Annotated in this window: 17 protein-coding genes; 14 read left to right on the plus strand and 3 right to left on the minus strand. The window is 72.4% G+C overall.

Annotated features, from left to right (window positions below):
• Window positions 1-67: 67 nt before the first annotated feature.
• From ACZ6QQ_RS02830 to ACZ6QQ_RS02840, 3 genes are all read right to left on the minus strand, one after another.
• A complete protein-coding gene (locus ACZ6QQ_RS02830; protein ID WP_465874488.1) occupies window positions 68-790 on the minus strand; it encodes a TVP38/TMEM64 family protein in 723 nt (240 codons plus the stop codon).
• A 20-nt stretch (window positions 791-810) separates the two neighbouring features.
• Complete coding sequence (locus ACZ6QQ_RS02835; RefSeq protein WP_465874489.1) at window positions 811-1,515, minus strand: type 1 glutamine amidotransferase; 705 nt, start codon at window positions 1,513-1,515, stop codon at window positions 811-813.
• 67 nt (window positions 1,516-1,582) lie between these two features.
• The gene (locus ACZ6QQ_RS02840; protein ID WP_465874491.1) at window positions 1,583-2,830 is read right to left on the minus strand and encodes a MurT ligase domain-containing protein; all 1,248 of its coding nucleotides are present in this window, start codon (window positions 2,828-2,830) and stop codon (window positions 1,583-1,585) included.
• A gap of 501 nt (window positions 2,831-3,331) precedes the next feature.
• On the opposite strand from ACZ6QQ_RS02840, the gene mraZ reads away from it, so the two are divergent.
• From mraZ to ACZ6QQ_RS02910, 14 genes are all read left to right on the plus strand, one after another.
• Entirely contained in the window at window positions 3,332-3,763 is a 432-nt protein-coding gene (mraZ, locus tag ACZ6QQ_RS02845; protein ID WP_465873811.1) for a division/cell wall cluster transcriptional repressor MraZ, read from the plus strand.
• 206 nt (window positions 3,764-3,969) lie between these two features.
• The gene (gene rsmH / locus ACZ6QQ_RS02850; protein ID WP_465874493.1) at window positions 3,970-5,103 is read left to right on the plus strand and encodes a 16S rRNA (cytosine(1402)-N(4))-methyltransferase RsmH; all 1,134 of its coding nucleotides are present in this window, start codon (window positions 3,970-3,972) and stop codon (window positions 5,101-5,103) included.
• Window positions 5,100-5,843 carry a cell division protein FtsL gene (gene ftsL, locus ACZ6QQ_RS02855; protein ID WP_465873813.1) on the plus strand — a complete coding sequence of 248 codons (744 nt, stop codon included), beginning with the start codon at window positions 5,100-5,102 and terminating at the stop codon, window positions 5,841-5,843. The genes rsmH and ftsL overlap by 4 nt, the downstream gene beginning before the upstream one ends.
• A 1-nt stretch (window position 5,844) precedes the next feature.
• Window positions 5,845-8,142 carry a peptidoglycan D,D-transpeptidase FtsI family protein gene (locus ACZ6QQ_RS02860; protein WP_465873815.1) on the plus strand — a complete coding sequence of 766 codons (2,298 nt, stop codon included), beginning with the start codon at window positions 5,845-5,847 and terminating at the stop codon, window positions 8,140-8,142.
• Window positions 8,143-8,233: 91 nt separating this feature from the next.
• A complete protein-coding gene (locus ACZ6QQ_RS02865) occupies window positions 8,234-9,760 on the plus strand; it encodes a UDP-N-acetylmuramoyl-L-alanyl-D-glutamate--2,6-diaminopimelate ligase (RefSeq protein WP_465873817.1) in 1,527 nt (508 codons plus the stop codon).
• A complete protein-coding gene (locus tag ACZ6QQ_RS02870) occupies window positions 9,757-11,184 on the plus strand; it encodes a UDP-N-acetylmuramoyl-tripeptide--D-alanyl-D-alanine ligase (RefSeq protein ID WP_465873818.1) in 1,428 nt (475 codons plus the stop codon). The genes ACZ6QQ_RS02865 and ACZ6QQ_RS02870 overlap by 4 nt, the downstream gene beginning before the upstream one ends.
• Complete coding sequence (gene mraY / locus ACZ6QQ_RS02875; protein ID WP_465873820.1) at window positions 11,181-12,287, plus strand: phospho-N-acetylmuramoyl-pentapeptide-transferase; 1,107 nt, start codon at window positions 11,181-11,183, stop codon at window positions 12,285-12,287. Before ACZ6QQ_RS02870 ends, mraY begins: the two co-directional genes overlap by 4 nt.
• A gap of 310 nt (window positions 12,288-12,597) precedes the next feature.
• Window positions 12,598-14,025, plus strand: a complete 1,428-nt coding sequence (locus tag ACZ6QQ_RS02880; RefSeq protein ID WP_465874495.1) for an FtsW/RodA/SpoVE family cell cycle protein — start codon at window positions 12,598-12,600, stop codon at window positions 14,023-14,025.
• Window positions 14,025-15,131 (plus strand): undecaprenyldiphospho-muramoylpentapeptide beta-N-acetylglucosaminyltransferase, encoded by a 1,107-nt coding sequence (murG, locus tag ACZ6QQ_RS02885; protein WP_465873822.1) that lies wholly within the window; start codon window positions 14,025-14,027, stop codon window positions 15,129-15,131. The genes ACZ6QQ_RS02880 and murG overlap by 1 nt, the downstream gene beginning before the upstream one ends.
• A 31-nt stretch (window positions 15,132-15,162) precedes the next feature.
• Window positions 15,163-16,650, plus strand: coding sequence for a UDP-N-acetylmuramate--L-alanine ligase (murC, locus tag ACZ6QQ_RS02890; protein WP_465873824.1), 1,488 nt, complete (start codon window positions 15,163-15,165; stop codon window positions 16,648-16,650).
• Window positions 16,651-16,751: 101 nt separating this feature from the next.
• Window positions 16,752-17,489, plus strand: a complete 738-nt coding sequence (locus ACZ6QQ_RS02895; protein WP_465874497.1) for a cell division protein FtsQ/DivIB — start codon at window positions 16,752-16,754, stop codon at window positions 17,487-17,489.
• 296 nt (window positions 17,490-17,785) lie between these two features.
• Window positions 17,786-18,916, plus strand: coding sequence for a cell division protein FtsZ (gene ftsZ / locus ACZ6QQ_RS02900; protein ID WP_465873826.1), 1,131 nt, complete (start codon window positions 17,786-17,788; stop codon window positions 18,914-18,916).
• Window positions 18,917-18,925: 9 nt separating this feature from the next.
• Window positions 18,926-19,672, plus strand: coding sequence for a YggS family pyridoxal phosphate-dependent enzyme (locus ACZ6QQ_RS02905; RefSeq protein ID WP_465873828.1), 747 nt, complete (start codon window positions 18,926-18,928; stop codon window positions 19,670-19,672).
• Between the two features lie 191 nt (window positions 19,673-19,863).
• Window positions 19,864-20,589, plus strand: a complete 726-nt coding sequence (locus ACZ6QQ_RS02910) for a cell division protein SepF (protein ID WP_465873830.1) — start codon at window positions 19,864-19,866, stop codon at window positions 20,587-20,589.
• The last annotated feature ends 11 nt before the right edge of the window (window positions 20,590-20,600 follow it).

Genomic DNA, 20,600 nt, shown 5'->3' on the forward strand with positions numbered 1-20,600 from the left:
ATCCACGCACTTTCACGGAAAGAGTGGTTGTTTCCCGTCGGGAAGCCACTCTTTCCGTGAAAGAGGGTCAGCTGGTGGGAGGCGTGGTGGGAGGCGGGGCGGTGGTGCGGCGGTGGGCGAGTTCTGCTCGGCGCCAGCGGGTGATGAGGACGGCGGCGGCGATCAGGCCGAAACTGGCCGGGGCGACGGAGAGCCAGTTGAACTCGTCCGGGTTCGCCACCGCGGCACCGATCGCGGCGTAACCGAACGCGGACGGCACCGAGGCCAGCACACTGCCGATCAGGAACGGCACCACCCGTGCGCCGGTGGTGCCGTAGCCGTAACTGACCAGCCCGAACCCGCCCACCGGCAGCAGCCGTACGGTGATCACGCCGAGCACGCTCTGCCGGCTGAACCAGCCGTCGAGGCGGGCCAGCCGGCCGCGTACCCGTTCGGCGACGAAGTCACGGCCGAGCAGCCGACCGACGGTGAAGCCCAGCGCGGCGGCGACCAGCGCGGCGGCCAGGGTGTAGCCGGCCCCGCCGAGCGGGCCGAACAGCGCACCCCAGGCGACGGTGATCAGCGTTCGGGGGACCAGGGCCACCATCAGCAGCGCACCGCCGAGCACCGCGGCCACCGGCGCGGCCGGACCGAGCCGGTCGACCACCCGGGGCGCCGCCGCCAGGTCCGGTTGGACCACCAGCAGCGCCAGCCCGAACAGCCCGAGGATCAGCAGCAGCACCCCGAAGCGCAGCACGGAACGTTGCCGCAGCAGCGAGCGGAACCGCACGTCCGACAACTGCCGCAGCAGCCGCCGGAGGTGCGGGCCGGTCACGATCGGGCGGCGGCCACGCCGGCCACCCGCTCGGCCCGCAGTCGCTCCTGCCAGGTGTCGTTCAGCGGCGGCAGGTCGTTGACCCCGGTCGCCCAGCGCAACAGCAGGTCGGCCAGGGCCGGGTTGCGGGCCAGCGCCGGCCCGTGGGAGTAGGTGCCGAGCAGTTTCCCGCGCCACGCGCCCTCGCTGCTGCCGTCGTTGCCGATTCCGGTGCTCACCCGGGCCAGCGCGGAGACGCCGGGGCCGAGGTGGGTCCGACCACCATGGTTCTCGAAACCGCTCAGCGGCGGCAACCCGAGCCGGGGGTCGATCTCACCGGCGAGTTCGCCGACGGCCCGCGACGGGCCCCGGTCCGAGTGCAGGTCCAGCAGGTCCAGCCCGGCGCACTTGGCGCCCTTGGCGAAGAACGAGCCGCCGAGCAGTTGGTAGCCGGCGCAGACCGCGAAGACGACCGAGCCCTGGGCGACCGCCCGGTGCAGACCGCCGTCGGCGATCAGTCGCTGCGCGCCGAGCGCCTGCGGCCCGTCCTCACCGCCGCCGAGCAGGTAGATGTCGGCGCTGGTGGGCAGCGGCTGGTCGGAGCGGACCTCGATGGTCTCCACCGGCATGCCGCGCTGCTGGGCCCGGCGGGCCAGGATCAGCATGTTGCCCCGGTCGCCGTAGGTGGAGAGCAGGTCCGGGTAGAGCCAGGCGATCCGCAGCGTGCTCTCCGACCCGCTGGGCGAGGCCGTCGCGTACCCGCTCGGCTGGTCGACCGGGAAGTACGAGTTAGTTGACACGGTCCAACTCCGCTCGGATGTCCTGGAAGGCGGTGTAGTTCGCGATCACCTCTAGCCGGCCGGGCGGCACCGCCGAGACCGCCTCGGTGAAGGTCTGTACGTGTCGGAACGGCACCTCGTTCACGTCCAACCGGACCGCCAGGTCGTACGCCCGGTCGCCGGTGATCAGCACCTGCCGGCCGCGCAGCGGGGCGAAGTCCACGTCGAACAGCCACGAGGTGTCCAGGCCGTCGGGGTCGCGGGCGTTGATGGAGAGCAGGGTCGGGGCGTGGTCGGCCATGTCGAAGGCCTCCAGCCAACTCGCCGGGTTCTTCGCCAGCAGCAGCCGGATGTTGCGTCCGGCGCGGACGACCTGGGCGTACCGGCCGGCGACCGAGGCGACCCCACCGAGTCGGGAGACCGCGTCGGCCGGCCGTACGCCGAACTCGGCGGCGACGGCCAGCGCGGTGGCCGCGTTGCCGAGGTTGACCCGGCCGGGGAGTTGGAGCACCACCTTGTGCCAGGCGCCGGACGGGTCGAGCACACCGTCGTCCTCGACCACCCACTGCGGCTCGGGTCGGCGCAGCCAGCAGCCGGTGCACCACCACTGGTCCTGGGCCCGCTCGATCGGCGAGCCGCACTCGGGGCAGACCCACGAGTCGTCGTGCCAGCGCTGTCCGGCGCTGAACCAGGTGACCGTCGGGGTGTTCAGGTTCCCGCTGCGCATCTCGGGCGGGGTCGCGGCCCAGACCACCATCGGGTCGTCGGCGTTGGCCACCACCCGCAGCTCCGGGTACCGCACCAGGGCGGATCGCCAGAGCTGGGCCATCATGCTGACCTCCTTGGCCCGGTCGAGCTGGTCCCGGGAGAGGTTGAGCAGGGCCACCACGTGCGGTTCGGTGGCCTCCAGGACCTGGGCCAGGTAGTGCTCGTCGACCTCCAGCACCGCGTACGGGGTGTTGCCCGCCTTCGCCAGCGCCGAGGTGTGCCCGGTGGGCATGTTGGCGCCGAAGGAGTTGGTGGCCACCGGGCCGAGGACACCCACGGCGGCGGCGGTCAGTCGGGTGGTGGTGGTCTTGCCGTTGGTCCCGGAGATGAGGGCGATGGCCCGACCGGCCGACAGGTGCGCCAGCAGGTCCGGGTCGATCTTGAGTCCGATCCAGCCGCCGATCACCGAGCCGTCACCACGTCCGGCGGCCCGCGACAGCGCCGCCGCGGTGCGCGACACGGAACTGGCCACCTTCGCCCGCAGGGGCATTCTCGCGTCCGTCACCCGAGCGAGGTTACCGGACCGCGATGGTGCCCAGACCGTCGCACGAGGCGTTCGCCCGCCCGGGGCCGCCCGCCCGGTCCGCCGTGGCCGTTGCCCGTCTGCGCCACTTTCCACCCCGTCGCCATTTCCCCTCCACCTTTCCCCCCACTTTCCTCCCCGGACCGGGTGCGCGGGCCCGATGCGCCGGTGACGGTCACCCGAACGGCACTCAAAAGGTGCGTGACGGACGCCGCCCGGCCGTACGCGGGCCACATTTGATCTTTGTCGGAAAGCGGACCCCGGGCGGGCGCGTGAGCCCCCTCCACTTCGCACCACCCCCTCTGACGTGCAGTTTTACGAATGACACCGTCGTGGTTCCCCTGCGTTTCCGGTTGCGGGTGGAGGGAAGTGGAGTAGAGTGGGGCCCAATGGTGGGGCCGGGAGGGCCTGCCGGCCCGGGGGACAGCGGCGCCGCGAACGCCGCTGGAAGGGCGAGGGGGTTGGGCCGTGTTTCTCGGCACTCATACTCCGCGCCTGGACGAAAAGGGCCGGCTGATTCTTCCGGCCAAGTTCCGGGACGAGTTGGCGGGAGGTGTCGTGATCACGAAGGGGCAGGAACGCTGCCTGTACGTCTTCCCGACGCCCGAGTTCCAGCGGATCGCGGACCAGCTGCGCGAGCAGCCGATGACGCACAAGGCCGCCCGGGCGTACAGCCGGGTGTTCTTCGCCAGCGCGCACGACGAGGTGCCGGACAAGCAGGGCCGGGTGACTATCCCGGGCCATCTGCGGGAATACGCCGCCCTCGACCGTGACCTGGTGGTCATCGGCGCGAGCACCCGGGTGGAGATCTGGGACAAGCACGCCTGGGATACCTACCTCGCGGAGAGCGAAGACGACTTCGCCGACATCGAGGAGGGGGTGTTGCCCGGCGGGCTGTAGGGCGGGCCAACACGCCCGACGTACTGCGAGATCTCCAGCCGCTCCTGTTCCTGGCGCCTCTTCCCCGGTGCCAGGCGCGCGATCCGCTGACCCGCCTTACCAGGGGCGGGCCGACGGGCCAGAGCGGATGGGGATCTGGCGGTATGACGAGCGGTTGACAGCATACAGACGTGAACAGACAAGGAAGCCGGTCAGTGGGGGTCGACATGGGGGAGCTGCGCGGCACGCACGTGCCGGTGTTGCTTGAGCGGTGTCTCGAGCTGCTCGCCCCCGCGCTGGACCGGGGCGACCGTACGGTCCACGTCGACGCCACGCTCGGCCTCGCCGGTCACGCCGAGGCGGTGCTGGCCGCGTACCCGCGGACGATCCTGATCGGCCTCGACCGCGACCCCGAGGCCCTGGCGCACGCCCGGGCCCGACTGGCCCGGTACGCCGACCGGATCCACCTGGTGCACGCGGTCTACGACGAACTGCCGGAGGTGCTCGACCGGCTCGGCCACCCGCGTGTCGACAGCCTGCTGTTCGACCTCGGGGTGTCGTCGCTGCAACTCGACGCGCCCGACCGCGGGTTCGCCTACGCCCAGGACGCGCCGCTGGACATGCGGATGGACCAGACCCGCGGGGTGACCGCGGAGGAGATCGTCAACAGCTACACACACGGTGAACTCGCCCGGATCCTGCGGCTCTACGGCGAGGAACGGTTCGCCGGGCGGATCGCCTCGGCGATCGTCCGGGAGCGGGAACGGTCCCGGATCACCTCCTCGGCGTTCCTCGCCGAGCTGGTCCGGGACTCGATCCCGGCGGCGGCCCGCCGGACCGGGGGGCATCCGGCGAAAAGATCGTTTCAAGCGTTGCGGATCGAGGTAAACCGGGAGTTGGCGGCGCTGGAGACGGCGCTGCCGGCCGCGCTGGACGCGCTCACGGTGGGCGGTCGGCTGGTGGTGCTGTCGTACCACTCGCTGGAGGACCGGATCACCAAGCAGGCCTTCGCCGGTCGGGCCCGGAGCACCGGTCCGGTCGACCTGCCGGTCGAACTGCCGGGCACCGGCCCGACGCTGCGGTTGCTCAACCGCAGCGCCGAGTTGCCGAGCGAGGCGGAGGTGGCGGCCAATCCGCGGGCCGCCTCGGTGCGGCTGCGGGCAGCGGAACGGATCGATCCGGACCGGGCGACCGGTCCGGCGGAGCACGGACGGGCCGACCGCGAACGGCCCCGTCGACGGGTGAAGGCATTGCACGCCCCCGGTGCCGTGGCGCCGGGACGGTCCACCAAGGACCGGGAGAAGGGGCCATCGGGGCCAGGGGACGAAGGCGGGACGGCAGTAGAGGGGGAGGGATCATGAACGTTGACAAGCGCGACCACCGGGACGTTGCCGGTGCTCAGTCGCGTACACCACGGTCGGGGGGCCGGACCGTGGCGGAGCGGGCGACGACGGAACGGGCGACGCCCGAGCGGACCACCCGGACGACCCGGCCGGTGCCGGGTCAGCAGGCTCGTGCCCGGGGGGCGCGCGAGTTTCCGGCGCAGGGCAGCTTCCCGACCCAGGGCAGCGCCGCGCTGCGGGCACCGGAGTTGACCGTGCCCGCGCGGGACCACGCGGAGCGGGCCCGTGAGCGGGCCCGGGGGGCGCATCCGGCCGGTGGCGCGGCGCAGCGGGCCCGCGACGTCGCCCGTGAGGCGCACCCGGCCGGTACCGGTCGGGTCGAGGCACCGCAGCTGCGGGTCGCGCCGCCGATTCCGGTGAGTGTGCCGAGGGCGCCGTTCGTCGGGCTGATCCTGGCGGTCGTGGTCGGCGGGGTGCTCGGGGTCCTGGTCGTCAACACCAAGATCAATGAGAACGCGATCCGGTTGGACAAGCTCCAGAAGGAGCAGGCCACCCTCGACCTCCAGCAGCAGCAGTTGGACAAGGAGATCGCCGACGCCCAGGCGCCGGGCAACCTGATGGCCCAGGCCCGCAAGCTCGGCCTGGTCGAGTCCGGCACCAAGGCCTTCATCCGGCTGCCCGACGGCCAGGTGATCGGCGTACCGCAGCCGGCCGGGGGTCAGCCGGCCATCACCAGTCAGCAGAACGCGGGGGGTTAGCGTGTCACCACGCTCCGATGAGCCGCGCCGGGACGGGTCAGCGTCCCGGCGCGGTTCGTCCCAGGCCGGCTCGGAGCGGGACACCGGAGCGCGCGGCGCCGGCCGGGACACCCCGGCCCGAGGCGCCAACCGGGACGGCGGCGGACGGGGCGCCGTCCGGGGCGGTGCCACCGACTCCGAGCAGGGCCTTGGCGGGATCTCCGGCGCGCGGGCGTACACCCCCCGGGGCAGGACCCTGCGCGACGCCCCCGAACTGCGCCGTACCCCCAGGTCCACCCGTTCGGCGGACCCGTTCCGGCCGGCGTTGCAGGTGCTCGACGGCGGCCGGACCGGCGGTGCGCGTACCCGGCGTGACGCCCCCGCTCCCGAGCCCGCCGCCGGGCGCGGCGCCGGCACCGGGCGACCGGTACCACCGCGCACCCCGCGCGCCGCCGACGTCGCCCGGCCGGTGCCCGCACCCCGGCGCCGGACCGGCACCACCACCGCGACCGGCTCGGGACGCTCCGGCGCCGCGCCGCGCCGCGCGCCCCGCAAGCCGCCGAGTCCACCCCGGCTGGCCGACTCGCGCCGCCGGCTCCGGCTGGGCACCATGCTCGCGCTCGCGCTCTTCGCCACCGTCGGCATCCGGCTGATCGTGCTCCAGGTCGTGGAATCCCCCGCGTACGCCGACAGCGTCGACGACCGGCTCAAGCCGGTGATCCTCGCCGCGCCCCGGGGCGCGATCTACGACCGGTCCGGTGCGGTGCTGGCGCACAGCGTCGAGGCCCGTTACGTCTACGCCGACCCGAGCCTGGTGGAGGAGCCGGAGAAGGTCGCCGCCGAGCTCTCGCCGCTGCTCGGCATCCCCCGGTCGACCCTGGTCGCGGACCTGAACAAGAAGAAGACTCCGAACGGCTCCGTCTCCCAGTTCCAGTACCTGGCCCGTGGGGTCGAGATCGACACGGCGAAGAAAATCATGGAGTTGAACCTGCTCGGCATCGGCACCGGCCAGGACGAACGCCGGGAGGTGCCCGGCGGCGGCGACGTGGCGGCCAACCTGATCGGCTTCATCGGCGACGACATGAGCGGCCTGGAAGGGATCGAGGCGCGGTACGAGGAGTTGCTGCGCGGGGTCAACGGCAAGCGGGTCTACGAGGCCGGCCGGGGCGACCTGAACAGCCCGATCCCCGGTGGGTACGACAAGGTGGTGATCGAGCCGAAGCCGGGCAGCTCGCTGGCGCTGACCATCGACCGTGACCTCCAGTACGAGTGCCAGCGGATCCTCAGCGCGGCGGCCCGGGAGGAGAAGGCGACGATCGCCGCCGCCGTGGTGATCGACATCCGGACCGGCGCGGTGCTGGCCCAGGCGAGTCATCCGACCTACAGCGCGGTCGACTGGAAGAACAGCGTCGCGACCGACCGGGAGGACGCCGCGACCAGTTTCGTGGTCGACCCCGGCTCGGTGCACAAGGCGATCACCTTCGCGGCGGCGCTGGAGGAGGGGGTGGTCAAGCCCGCTGACACGGTCACCGTCGGCACCAGCGTCACCAAGGGCGGCAAGAGGTTCACCGACACCCACCCGCTGCCGGGCGGTGTCAGCCAGGCCAAGATGAGCCTGCCCGGCATCCTGGCCTACTCGTCGAACATCGGCACGATCAAGATCGCCGACCGGTTGGGCGCGCAGAAGCTCTACGACTACCAGCGGAAGTTCGGGCTGGGCGAGGCGACCGGCGAAGGGGTGCCGGGCGAGGCGACCGGCCGGGTGCTGCCACCGGACCAGTGGAGCGGCTCGGCGTACGGGTCGATCCCGATCGGGCACAGCGTCGACGCGACGCCCCTACAGATGGCCGCCGTGTACGCCGCCATCGCCAACGGCGGCACCTGGATCCAGCCGCACCTGGTCAAGGAGACGATCGCCCCGGACGGCACCCGTACGCCCGCCCCCGCACCACAGACCCGGCGGGTGATCAGCGAGGAGAACGCGGCCGCGCTGCGGGAGATGCTGGAGGCGGTGGTGACCGTGCCGGACGGCACCGGCACCAAGGCCGCGATCCCCGGTTACCGGGTGGCGGGCAAGACCGGCACCGGTTCACGGGTCCTCAACGGCTCGTACGCCCCCGGCGAGGTCGCCTCGTTCGTCGGCATGGCCCCGGCGGACAATCCCCGGTACGTCGTCGCGGTGTTCGCGTACACGCCGGGTGGTGGTGGCGGCGACGTTTCCGCTCCGGTGTTCAAGAAGATCATGAGCTTTGCGTTGACCCACTACCGGGTGCCGCAAACGGGGACCAAACCGCCGAAGTTTGTTGTCTATCCCCGCTGAGCGGCCATTACGGGACATCATCGGTGGGTGCGGGCAAACCACCGGGGCGGCTGTCTGGTGCGGGTCCCTCGACCGGGTAGGGTCTGACGCCGTGCCCGGCAATCCACGTCCACGCACGGTGAGTTCGATCCGGCTCCGCGAACTCGCCGACCGGCTCGGGGTCCAACCGCCCGACGATCCTGCCCTGGCGGTGACCGGGGTCACCCATGCCAGCAACGAGGTCCGGCCCGGTGATCTCTACGCGGCGCTGCCCGGATCGCGCCGACACGGCGCCGAGTTCATCCCGGCGGTCGTGCAGGCGGGGGCGGTGGCCGTACTGACCGACCCGGCGGGCGCACCGGCCGCGGTCGCCGCCGGACTGCCGGTGCTGGTCGTACCGGACCCGCGCGCGGTGCTCGGCACCGTCGCCGCCGCCGTCTACGGGGAGCCCACCGCCGGGCTGATCATGATCGGCATCACCGGTACCGCCGGCAAGACCTCCACCGCGTACCTGGTCGAGTCCGGCCTGCGGGCGGCCGGGCACGTCACCGGCCTGATCGGCACGGTCGAGACCCGGCTCGGCGACCTGCGGCTGGACAGCGTCCGGACCACCCCGGAGGCCACCGACCTGCACGCCATGCTCGCCGCCGCCCGCGAGCGGGGGGTGACCGCCGTGGTGATGGAGGTCTCCAGCCACGCGCTGGCCATGGGCCGGGTCGGCGGGGTCCGCTTCACCGCCGGCGGCTACACCAACTTCGGCCAGGACCACCTCGACTTCCACGCCGACGCGGACGACTACTTCGCCGCCAAGGCGCAGCTCTTCGACGGCCGGTGCGACGTCGAGGTGCTCAACCTCGACGAGCCGGCGCTGCGCCCGCTGTTCAAGCCGGCCACGGTGAGCTACTCGGCCGCCGGTGACCCGGACGCCACCTGGCGGGCCACCGGGGTCAGCGGTTCCGGCTACGCCCAGCGGTTCACCGCCCTCGGCCCGGACGGGCTGGCGCTGGACTCGACGGTGGCGCTGCCCGGCCGGCACAACGTGGCCAACGCGCTGCTCGCGATCGCGCTGCTGGTCGGCGCCGGGGTCGACCCGGTGACCGCGGCGGCGGGCGTGGCCGCCTGTCCCGGGGTGCCGGGGCGGCTGGAACTGGTCGAGGCGCCCGGTCCGGTGCGCGGTGTGGTCGACTACGCCCACAAACCGGACGCCGTGGTCGCCGTACTCGCCGCGTTGCGTGAACTGACCCTGGGAGGTGGCCGGGTGATCTGCCTGATCGGCGCCGGTGGTGATCGGGACCGGCAGAAACGACCGGTGATGGGGGCCGCCGCCGCGCGCGGCGCCGACCTGGTCGTCGTCACCGACGACAATCCGCGTACCGAGGATCCGGCCGCGATCCGGGCCGACGTGCTCCGGGGCGCGCGGGAGGCCGGCGCCGACGCCCTGATCCTGGAACTGGCCGGCCGGCGGGCCGCGATCGACGAGGCGGTGCGCCTGGCCGAGCCCGGTGACGTGGTCGCCCTGCTGGGCAAGGGACACGAGCGCGGGCAGGAGATCGCCGGCCGGGTGCACCCGTTCGACGACAAGGTCGAGCTGGCCGCCGCGCTGACCGCCCGCTTCGCCCACCCGGTGGAGCAGCGATGATCGCCCTCACGCTGGCCGAGGTGGCCACGGCGGTGAACGGGCGGCTGGTCGGCGCCGACCCGACGACCCGGATCACCGGACCGGTCGAGTTCGACTCCCGCAAGGTCCGGCCCGGATCGTTGTTCGTCGCGTTCCCCGGCGAACACGTCGACGGCCACGACTACGCCGCCACCGCCGTCGCGGCGGGAGCGGTCGCGGTGCTCGGCACCCGCGAGGTCGCCGGCGTGCCGATGGTGCTGGTCGACGACGCGCTCACCGCGATGGGGCCGCTGGCCCGTACGGTGGTCGACCGGTTGCCCGAGCTGACCGTGATCGGGCTGACCGGCTCCTCCGGCAAGACCAGCACCAAGGACCTGATCGCGCAGCTCGTCGCCCGGCTCGGCCCGACGGTGGCGCCGCCCGGTTCGTTCAACAACGAGCTGGGGCACCCGTACACGGCGTTGCAGGCCGACGAGCGGACCCGGTTCCTGGTGCTGGAGAAGGGCGCCCGTGGCCCCGGCCACGTGCGCTACCTGACCCGGGTGGTCCCGCCCCGGATCGCCGTGGTGCTCAACGTCGGGTCCGCCCACGTCGGCGAGTTCGGCTCGGTCGAGGCGATCGCGCAGGCCAAGGGCGAGCTGGTGGAGGCGTTGCCGGCCGAGGCCGACGGCGGCGTCGCGGTGCTCAACGCCGACGACCCACGGGTACGGGCGATGGCATCCCGGACGACCGCGCGGGTGGTGCTGGTCGGTGAGGCCGCCGACGCCGCCGTACGCGCCATCGGGGTGACCCTGGACGACCGGGGCCGGGCCTCGTTCCTGCTGGCCACCCCGGACGGGAGCGTGCCGGTGCGACTCGGGCTGTCCGGGCGCCACCAGGTGGGCAACGTGCTCGCGGCGGCCGCCGTGGCGATCGAGGTCGGGTTGCCACTGGCCGACCTGCCCACCGCACTGGGTGAGCTGCGGCTGGTGTCGACCCGCCGGATGGACGTCTTCGACCGTCCCGACGGGGTGACGGTCATCGACGACTCGTACAACGCGAATCCCGCGTCGATGTCGGCGGCGCTGCGTGCGCTGGCCGAGTTCGGGCGGGACCGCCGGACCATCGCGGTGCTCGGCTACATGGCCGAGCTCGGCGAGTTCGAGCAGCAGGGACATGACGAGGTCGGCCGGCTCGCGGCCGATCTGGGCGTCGACCGGCTCTTCGTGGTTGGTGACTCGGCGGCGCCGATCCACCACGGGGCGTCGGCGGTGAGTACTTGGGGAGGAGTGTCGGTGCTGGTGACCGATCAGGCGGAGGCGGTGGCCGCGGTACGGGCCCAACTGCGCCCGGGCGACGTGGTCCTGGTGAAGGGCTCGCGCTACCGCACCTGGGAGGTGGTCGACGCGCTGCGCGCGGACGGCACGACGGGGACCGGGAACGGCGTCGGAGGGGTTGACGCGTGAGGGCGGTCATCGTCGCCATCGGCGTGGCCTTCCTGGTGTCCCTCTTCGCCACCCCGTTGGCGATCAAGGTGTTCACCAGGCTCAAGGCGGGCCAGCCGATCCGGGCCGAGGGCCCGATCATGCACCAGGGCAAGAAGGGCACCCCGACCATGGGCGGGGTGGTGTTCATCATCGCCACCGTGATCGCGTACGTCGCCGGTCACCTGGCCCTGACCACCCTGCCGAGCCAGCAGATCGCCCAGGTGCAACCGACCATCACCGCGCTGGTGCTGCTGGGCCTGATGGTCTTCGCCGGGGCGGTCGGTTTCATCGACGACTTCCTGAAGGTGCGCAAGCGCAACAGCGCCGGGCTGAACAAGCGCGGCAAGCTGCTGGGGCAGATCCTGGTCGGTGCGGTGTTCGGGGTGGTCGCGCTCTACTTCCCGAGCACCAACGGGCAGACCGTGGGTTCGACCACGCTCTCCTTCATCCGGGACATCAACGCGCTCGAGGTCGGCAAGATCGTCTCGGTGATCATCTTCATCTTCGTGGTGATGGCGTCGACCAACGGCGTGAACCTGACCGACGGCCTCGACGGTCTGGCCACCGGCGCCTCGGTGATGGTGCTCGCCGCGTACGCGCTGATCGCGTTCTGGCAGTACCGGCACTGGTGCGCCGACCCCGACTACAACATCAGGCCCTCGACCTACTGCTACGAGGTACGCGACCCGCTGGAGATCGCCCTGATAGCCGGGGCGGCGGCCGGCGCCTGTGTCGGCTTCCTCTGGTGGAACACCTCCCCGGCGCGGATCTTCATGGGGGACACCGGCGCGCTCGGCCTGGGCGGGTTGATCGGCGGCATGGCGATGTCCACCCGTACGGTGCTGCTCCTGCCGATCATCGGTGGCCTGTTCGTGATCATCACGATGTCGGTGGTGATCCAGATCATCTCCTTCCGGACCACGGGCAAACGCGTGTTCCGGATGTCGCCGCTGCAACACCACTTCGAACTCGCCGGATGGAGCGAGGTCAATATCGTGGTCCGGTTCTGGATCATCGCCGGAATCGGGGTCGCGATCGCTCTCGGCCTGTTCTACAGCGACTTCCTCGCCGCGATGAGCTGATCCGGGCGGCGGGCGACCCGACCGGCACGACCGTCGGGCCGCCCGCCGCACCGGTGCGGTGCGACAACGTACGCCGGTCGGGACGGCCCGCCCGGCGGCGGTGCGGATCCGACACGCCGGCCGTCCGCCTGCGGTGAGCCGGTGCGGCGAGCGTCGATGATGGGCCGATGACTGCGCTGGGTGGGGCCCGGGGGCCGGCGAGATGACCGGCGAACATCCGCGGCAGACCGCCGCCCCCGGACGTACGACGGGGTCGTCCGCACCGGGACCGACCCGGCCGGGACCGGGCGACCTCGACCTGGCCGGCGGCCTGGCCGCGCTGCGCGGCCTGCTGGACCGCCCACTGGCCTCCTACTACCTGCTGCTGTCCAGCGCCGGCCTGCTGCTGGTGATCGGGCTGACCATGGTCTTCTCCGCCACCAGCGTCAAGGAGTACGCCGAGGGCGGCAACGCCTTCGGCGCGTTGGCCAAGCAGACCCTCTTCGCGCTGATCGGACTGGTCGCGTTCTGGGCCTGCCAACGCCTGCCCGCCCGCACCTTCCGTGCCCTGGGCCGGCCGGTGCTCTCCCTGGCGGTGGCGCTGCTGCTGGTGCTCAACGGACTGCTGCTGCTGTTCCCGGTGGGGGATCCCGTAGACAAGGAGGGCAGGCTCGGCCCGTTGATGGCCAGCCTGAACTGGCTGCACCTCGGCCCGGTCCAGCTGCAACCGTCCGAGTTGGCCAAGTTCGGCCTGGTGCTCTGGGGGGCCGACCTGATCGCCCGCAAGGGCGCCGCGCTCGGCTACTGGCGCGAACTGGCCCTGCCGCTGTTCCCGGTGGTCGGCCTGCTCTTCCTGCTGGTCGGCTACAACGATCTCGGCACCATGCTCTGCCTGCTCGCCCTGGTCGTCGGCCTGCTCTGGGCGGCCGGGGTCCGGATGCGGGTCTTCGCCGCCCTGACCGTGCTCGGGCTGGCCGGCGTCGGGCTGCTGATCGCCGCCGCCTCCGGTGGCGGCGGGTCGGGCAGCGCGAACGCCGAGAACTACCGCCTGCTGCGGCTCACCGCGTTCCTGAACCCGCCGGAGGACTGCGCGGAAAAGGCCTGCTACCAGTTGGACCAGGCCCGCCTCGCGATCGACCACGGCGGCTGGTTCGGGGTCGGGCTGGGACGCGGCACCGCCAAGTGGGACTGGCTGCCGATGGCGCACAACGACTTCATCTTCGCCGTCGTCGCCGAGGAACTCGGCGTGGTCGGCTGCGTCGTGGTGCTCGCCCTGTTCGCCGTACTGACCTACAGCGGCCTGCGGATCGCCCGCCGGGTCGACGACCCGTTCCGCCGGCTCGCCGCCGCCGCCGCGACCACCTGGCTGGTCAGCCAGGCGATCATCAATGTCGGCGGGGTCACCGGCATGCTGCCGATCACCGGCCTGCCGCTGCCGTTCATCTCCGACGGCGGAAGTGCCCTGGTGGTGACGCTGGCCGCGATCGGCATGCTCGCCTCGTTCGCCCGCGCCGAACCGGACGCGGCCAGAGCCCTGAACGCCCGCCCGCCGGCCCGGTGGGTACGACTAGTCTGGGCCCCGTTGCCGCCGCTTTCCACGGGCCGGCGCTCGGGCACCAGTCCCGGCGCGGCCGCCCGTGATCCCCAGTCCCGATCGGGTAAGCGGCGCGACGGGCAGGCCCGGCCGGAGGGTGGTCGGGCGGCGGGTGGTCGGGCGGCACGGGAGCGTGCCGGCTCGGCGAACGAGAGGAGACGCTGATGGGTCCGCTGCGGTCGGTAGTGCTTGCCGGAGGTGGCACCGGGGGGCATATCTACCCGCTGCTGGCCTTCGCCGACTGCCTGCGCCGTCACGACCCGGGAGTACGGATCACCTGCGTGGGTACGCCCCGAGGGCTGGAGAACGAACTGATCCCCCCGCACGGGTACGAACTGCGCCAGATCCCCGCGTACCAGCTGCCCCGGTCGGTGAACCTGAACCTGCTGCGTACCCCGGACCGGATGCTGAAGGCGTCCAAGGCCGCCGGCAAGGTGCTCGACGAGGTCCGGGCGGACGTGGTGGTCGGCTTCGGCGGCTACGTCTCCGTGCCGGCGTACCTGGCCGCCTGGCGGCGGGAGCTGCCGATCGTGATCCACGAGGTGAACGTGCCGCCGGGGGTGGCCAACCGGCTCGGGATGAAGTTCACCAAGCACGTCGCGGTCGGCTTCCCGCACCAGCCGGCGCAGGCCGAGTCGCTGCGCGACGCCCGGGTGGTCGGCGTACCGCTGCGCCGGGGGATCACCGGGTTGGACCGGGTGGGCCAGCGGGCCGCCGCCCGGGCCCACTTCGGGCTCCGGCCCGACCTGCCCACGCTCTTCGTCTCCGGTGGCTCCCAGGGCGCCCGCTCGATCAACCTGGCCGTCTCCGGTGCGGCCAAGGAACTCGCCCGCGCCGGAGTGCAGGTGCTGCACGTGATCGGTGCCCGCAACGAGGGCATCTCGGTCCCCACCGACCTGCCGGTGCCGTACGTGACGCTGCCCTACCTGTCGGAGATGGAACTCGGCTACGCCGCCGCCGACCTGATGCTCTGCCGGGGCGGCGCGATGACGGTCGCCGAGCTGGCCGCGATCGGGCTGCCGGCGGTCTACGTGCCGTACCCGCACAGCAACCAGGAGCAGAAGCGCAACGCGCTGCCGGTGGTCGAGGCGGGCGGCGGTCTGCTCGTCGACGACGGTGAACTGACCCCCGGCTGGGTCGAGCAGAACGTGCTGCCGCTGGCCCGCGACCCGCGCCGGCTGGCCGCGATGGGTGCCGCGGCCGCCGGCTACGGGCGGCGCGACGGTGACGAGGCGCTGCTCGACTTCGTTTACGAGGCGGTGGCCCGGTGACCGGGTCCATCGCGAACGGAAGGTTGGTCCTATGAACACCGCGCAGTCCAGTCCGGCCGGTACGGTCGCCGCCGAGGACCTGGGCACCGTACACCTGATCGGGATCGGTGGGATCGGGATGAGCGGGGTGGCCCGACTGCTGCTCACCCGCGGCATCCCGGTCTCCGGCAGCGAGTTGCGGGAGTGGCCGGCCCTGGCCGCCCTGCGCGCCCTCGGCGGCACGATCCACATGAGTCACGACGCGGTGAACCTCGACGGGGTGGACACGGTGGTCTACTCCACCGCCATCCCGCAGGACCACCTGGAGCTGGTCGAGGCGCGTCGGCGCGGGCTGCGGGTGCTGCACCGGTCGGAGGCTCTCGCGGCGGCGATGACCGGGCGGCGGACGATCGCGGTCGCCGGCACCCACGGCAAGACCACCACCACCTCGATGCTCACCCTGGTCCTGCAACAGGCCGGCGAGGATCCGTCGTTCGTGATCGGTGGCGAGATCGGTGAGGTGGGCTCCAACGGCCACCACGGCAGCGGGCGGTACTTCGTCGCCGAGGCCGACGAGAGCGACCGCTCGTTCCTGCGCTACCGGCCGTACGTCTCGATCATCACCAACATCGACGAGGACCACCTCAACACGTACGGCGACTACGCCGGGCTGGAGGCGGGCTTCGGGGAGTTCGCCCGGCTGACCGACCCGGACGGGTTCGTGGTCACCTGCGCCGACGACCCGGGCACCCACCGGCTGGCCGAGGCGCTGCGCGCGGAGGGCCGCACGGTCTACACGTACGGGCTGGCCGCCGACGCCGACCTGCGACTGTCCGAGGTGGTCTCGTCCGCCGCCGGGGCGCGTTACCTGGCCACCCTGGACGGCGAGTCGCTGGGCGAGATCCGGCTGCCGATGCCGGGCCGGCACCTCGCCCTGAACAGCGCCGCCGCGGTGCTGACCGCGCTGAAGCTGGGCCTGCCGCTCTCGGCTGCGGTGACCGCCCTCGGGACGTTCCCCGGCGTACGCCGTCGGTTCGAGCGCAAGGGCGTCGTCGGCGGCGTCCTGGTCTACGACGAGTACGCCTACCACCCGACCTCGATGACCGCGGCTTTGCAGACCCTGCGCGAGGTGGCCGGTGACGGGCGCCTGCTGGTGGTCTTCCAGCCGTACCGGGTCTACCGCACCCGCGACCTACAGGACCAGCTCGCCGCCGCGCTCGGCATCGCCGACGAGGTGGTGATGCTGGAGGTCTTCGGCCCCGGCGAGGTACGCCAGCCGGGGGAGGGTGCGGCGGCGTTGACCGCGGCCGTGCCGCTGCCGGCGGAGCGGAAGATCTTCCTGGAGTCGTGGGCGGACGTGCCGGCGGAGGTGGTCCGGCGGGCCGGTCGCGGCGACGTGGTGGTGACCATGGGCGCACCGCCGATCTCGCTGATGGGCGACGAACTGCTCGCCGCGCTCGCCGGTCGACCGGCGGACGACGCGGATCGGGACGCGGTCGTGGCGCCCGGCCCGGCCGGATCGACTCCGCCCGGCGCGTGACGCCGGGTACGCCGCCGCGCGGTCGGGCCGCCGGGCCGGGTGGTGCCGCCACCGCCGGCCCCGGCTCGACCGGCCGGGGCGGTCCCGAGCGGCGGTGGCGGTTGGTCCGGGCCGGCAGTGACGCGGTGCCGCCGTCGGCCCGGCGGTTCATGCGCCGGGCCCGGCAGCGGCGGCTGCGCGCGGCGCTGCCCTGGGCCGGTGTCGGTGCGGTGCTGGTGGTCGCCGCCCTGGTCGCCTGGATCGTCTACGGCACCTCGTTGTTCGGGGTCCGCGAGGTGCGGGTGAGCGGCACCGCGCTGACCACTCCGGAGCAGGTACGCGAGGTGGCCCTGGTGCCGACCGGGTTGCCGCTGGCCCGGGTGGACCTGGCGGGGGTCCGGGACCGGGTCGGTGGGCTGCCGCCGGTGCAGCGGGTGACCGTGTCCCGGCAGTGGCCGGGAACGCTGCTGGTCGAGGTGGTCGAGCGGACTCCGGCGGCGGTGGTGCCGCAGGGCCGGCAGTTCGCGGTCGTGGACGGTGGCGGGGTGGTGTTCCGTACGTTGCCCCAGCGCCCGGCCGACCTGCCGGTGGTTCGGGTCGGATCGCCGGGCGGCGGGGACCCGGCGACCCGTGCGGCGTTGACGGTGCTGGCCGCGTTGACCCCGCAGCTGCGCGAGCAGCTGGTCGAGGTCGTGGTGGAGGGTCCGGCGCGGATCCTGGTCAAGCTCCGTGGCGGCCGGACCGTGGTCTGGGGTGACGGGGAGCGCAGTCGCGACAAGGCGACGGTGGCCACCGCGCTGCTCGGGCACGACAGCGACACCATCGACGTCAGCTCGCCGGACGTGGTGACCATCCGCTGAGCCGGGCGGGCGGGTGCGTCGCAGGGGCGCCACCGTCGATCCGTTCGGGTCGGGTCGTCGCGCGGGTGCGATCGACCGATTGTGGACGGGCGTGGCGACACGCCGCAAAGGTCCTTGGTTGACGACGCACGGACGCTTACGTTGCCCGGAGAGGATCAGTGGTTGACATAACTATAACTCTCTAGTAGAGGGTTAGGGTTTCCCTTCGCCCGCTCGTACCGGGGTGAATGTCGACCATGGTCCGGCCGGGCCGCGTGACGGGCCGGCGCCGCCAATCTCGAAGGGAAAGGACCCCGATGACACCTCCGCACAACTACCTGGCGGTCATCAAGGTCGTCGGCATCGGTGGCGGCGGCGTCAACGCCGTCAACCGGATGATCGAGGTTGGGCTCAAGGGCGTCGAGTTCATCGCGATCAACACCGACGCCCAGGCCCTGCTGATGAGTGACGCCGACGTCAAGCTCGACGTCGGCCGGGAGCTGACCCGGGGACTGGGCGCGGGCGCCAACCCGGACGTCGGCAAGAACGCCGCCGAGGACCACCGCGACGAGATCGAGGAGGTGCTCAAGGGCGCCGACATGGTCTTCGTCACCTGCGGCGAGGGCGGCGGTACGGGCACCGGTGGCGCGCCGGTGGTGGCGAACATCGCCCGCAAGCTCGGCGCGCTGACCATCGGTGTGGTGACCCGCCCGTTCTCGTTCGAGGGCAAGCGCCGGCAGGTGCAGGCCGAGGCGGGAATAGAAGAACTCCGCAACCAGTGCGACACCCTGATCGTGATCCCGAACGACCGGCTGCTCGCCCTGGGCGACCGGGGGATCAGCATGATGGACGCCTTCCGCCAGGCCGACCAGGTGCTGCTCTCCGGTGTGCAGGGAATCACCGACCTGATCACCACCCCCGGTCTGATCAACCTGGACTTCGCCGACGTCAAGAGCGTGATGAGCGGCGCCGGCAGCGCGCTCATGGGCATCGGCAGCGCGCGCGGGGACAACCGGGCGGTCGAGGCGGCCGAGGCGGCCATCTCCAGCCCGCTGCTCGAACAGAGCATGGACGGGGCGCGCGGCGTACTGCTCTCCATCGCCGGTGGGTCGGACCTCGGTCTGTTCGAGATCAACGACGCGGCGCAACTGGTCACCGACGCGGCCCACCCGGACGCCAACATCATCTTCGGTGCGGTGATCGACGACGCGCTCGGCGACGAGGTCCGGGTGACCGTGATCGCGGCCGGGTTCGACGGCGGTACGCCCTCGTACAAGGCGGCCGAGTCGCCGCGCAAGGCGAACCAGTCGCAGCCGCAGACGCAGCCGGTGGTCGCCCACGGTTCGACGTCGACCGTCCAGAGCACGCCGCCCGCGCCGACCCAGTCGACCCGCCGGGTGCTCTTCGACGACGTGGACGTGCCGGACTTTCTCAAGAACGGTTCCTGAGCCGGCCCGATGAACGCACCAGCCAGCGCGGCGCAGCTCGACCGTCGCGCGCAACTCGCGGCCAGCCTGGCCCGGATCCGGACCAGGATCGCCGACGCGGCCGAGGCCGCCGGCCGTACCCGGGACGCGGTCACCATGATCGCCATTACCAAGACGTACCCGGCCAGTGACGCGGTGTTGCTGGCCGGGCTCGGCGTACGGGAGATGGGCGAGAACCGGGATCAGGAGGCCGCGCCGAAGGCGGCCGAGGTCGCCGCCGCCGGAGTGGACGTTCGCTGGCACTTCGTGGGCCAACTGCAGCGCAACAAGGCCCGTTCGGTGGTCACGTACGCCGACCTGGTCCATTCGGTGGACAGCGGCCGTCTGGCGGGCGCGCTGGCCACCGCCGCAGGACGCCTGCGGGACCGGCCGCTGGCCGCGTTGGTGCAGGTCAGCCTCGATGGCGACGCCGACCGGGGCGGTGCGCTGCCGGACAGCGCCGACGCCGACCGGGGACTGTCCCCGGTGGCCGCCGAGATCGCCCGGCACGACACGTTGCGGCTGGCCGGGCTGATGGCGGTCGCGCCGCTGGGCTGGGAGCCGGAGCGCGCGTTCGCCCGGTTGGCCGAGGTGGCGGCCGGTTTCCGGGTGGACCATCCGGAGGCGGGGCTGCTCTCGGCCGGCATGAGCGGCGACCTGGAGGCGGCGATCGCCTACGGCGCGACACATGTGCGCGTCGGTAGCGCGTTGCTCGGAATGCGTTCCACGCTGCGGTAGCCTGGCACCGGACACCAAACTACAACAGTGTTGTTTGAGGCGTACTCACCGCCATCGGGGGGTAGGGGGGACGACCGGGACACCGGTCGTCGGCGAGCGGGTCTCGGACCGGTGGGCACTGCAGTGTTCACGCGCGTGACAGTGGCATGGGCACGGGGGGCGTGTCGCACGGCGGACGGAGGGGCGCGGCGATGGGTGCACTGCGCAAGGCGGGGGTCTGGCTCGGGCTGGTCGAAGAGGACGACGAGCGGGCCTACGACGACGGCTACGAGAACAAGGCCGGCTACCGCGGCGACTCGCGTTACCGGCAGAGCCGGTACGCCGAGGAGTTCTCCGACGAGGACGACGAGCCGGACGAGCCGCCGACGGTGCCGCGCGCCCGGTCCACCGACCGGGGTGGGCGGCTCTCCGAGCGGGCCAGCACCCGATCGGCCGACCCGGACCGGTCCGACGGCGAGCGGCCGGAGCGGGCCGAGCGTCCGGAACGGACCGAGCGGGCCGAGCGGGCCAGTGTCCGGTCGATCACCCGGCCGAACTCCACCGAGCCGTCCTCCGCGCTGACGTACCACACCCGGGACAACCTGGCGCTCGCGCCGCAGGTGCAGTTGCGGGAGCGGGTGGCGCCGGAGGAGGACCAGCGGTACCAGATCACGACGCTGCACCCGACCACCTACCGCGAGGCGCGCACCATCGGCGAACACTTCCGAGATGGTGTACCTGTGATCATCAACCTCACCGAGATGGATGAGGCGGATGCCCGCCGATTGGTCGATTTCGCCGCCGGGTTGGCCTTCGGGCTGCGCGGTACGATCGAGCGCGTGACCAACCGGGTGTTCCTACTCTCACCGGCCAATGTCCAGGTCACCGCGGAGGACAAGGCCAAGATCGCTGAGGGTGGGTTTTTCAGCCTGAGTTAGCCCGACCGAGG

This window comes from Micromonospora sp. NPDC049529, from assembly GCF_055586685.1.

Coding starts and splice junctions, on each gene's coding strand:
- ACZ6QQ_RS02840 (WP_465874491.1), bottom strand. CDS start 2,830: ATGCCCCTGCGGGCGAAGGTGGCCAGTTCCGTGTCGCGCACCGCGGCG.
- rsmH (WP_465874493.1), top strand. CDS start 3,970: ATGGGGGAGCTGCGCGGCACGCACGTGCCGGTGTTGCTTGAGCGGTGT.
- ftsL (WP_465873813.1), top strand. CDS start 5,100: ATGAACGTTGACAAGCGCGACCACCGGGACGTTGCCGGTGCTCAGTCG.
- ACZ6QQ_RS02870 (WP_465873818.1), top strand. CDS start 9,757: ATGATCGCCCTCACGCTGGCCGAGGTGGCCACGGCGGTGAACGGGCGG.
- murG (WP_465873822.1), top strand. CDS start 14,025: ATGGGTCCGCTGCGGTCGGTAGTGCTTGCCGGAGGTGGCACCGGGGGG.
- murC (WP_465873824.1), top strand. CDS start 15,163: ATGAACACCGCGCAGTCCAGTCCGGCCGGTACGGTCGCCGCCGAGGAC.
- ftsZ (WP_465873826.1), top strand. CDS start 17,786: ATGACACCTCCGCACAACTACCTGGCGGTCATCAAGGTCGTCGGCATC.
- ACZ6QQ_RS02905 (WP_465873828.1), top strand. CDS start 18,926: ATGAACGCACCAGCCAGCGCGGCGCAGCTCGACCGTCGCGCGCAACTC.
- ACZ6QQ_RS02910 (WP_465873830.1), top strand. CDS start 19,864: ATGGGTGCACTGCGCAAGGCGGGGGTCTGGCTCGGGCTGGTCGAAGAG.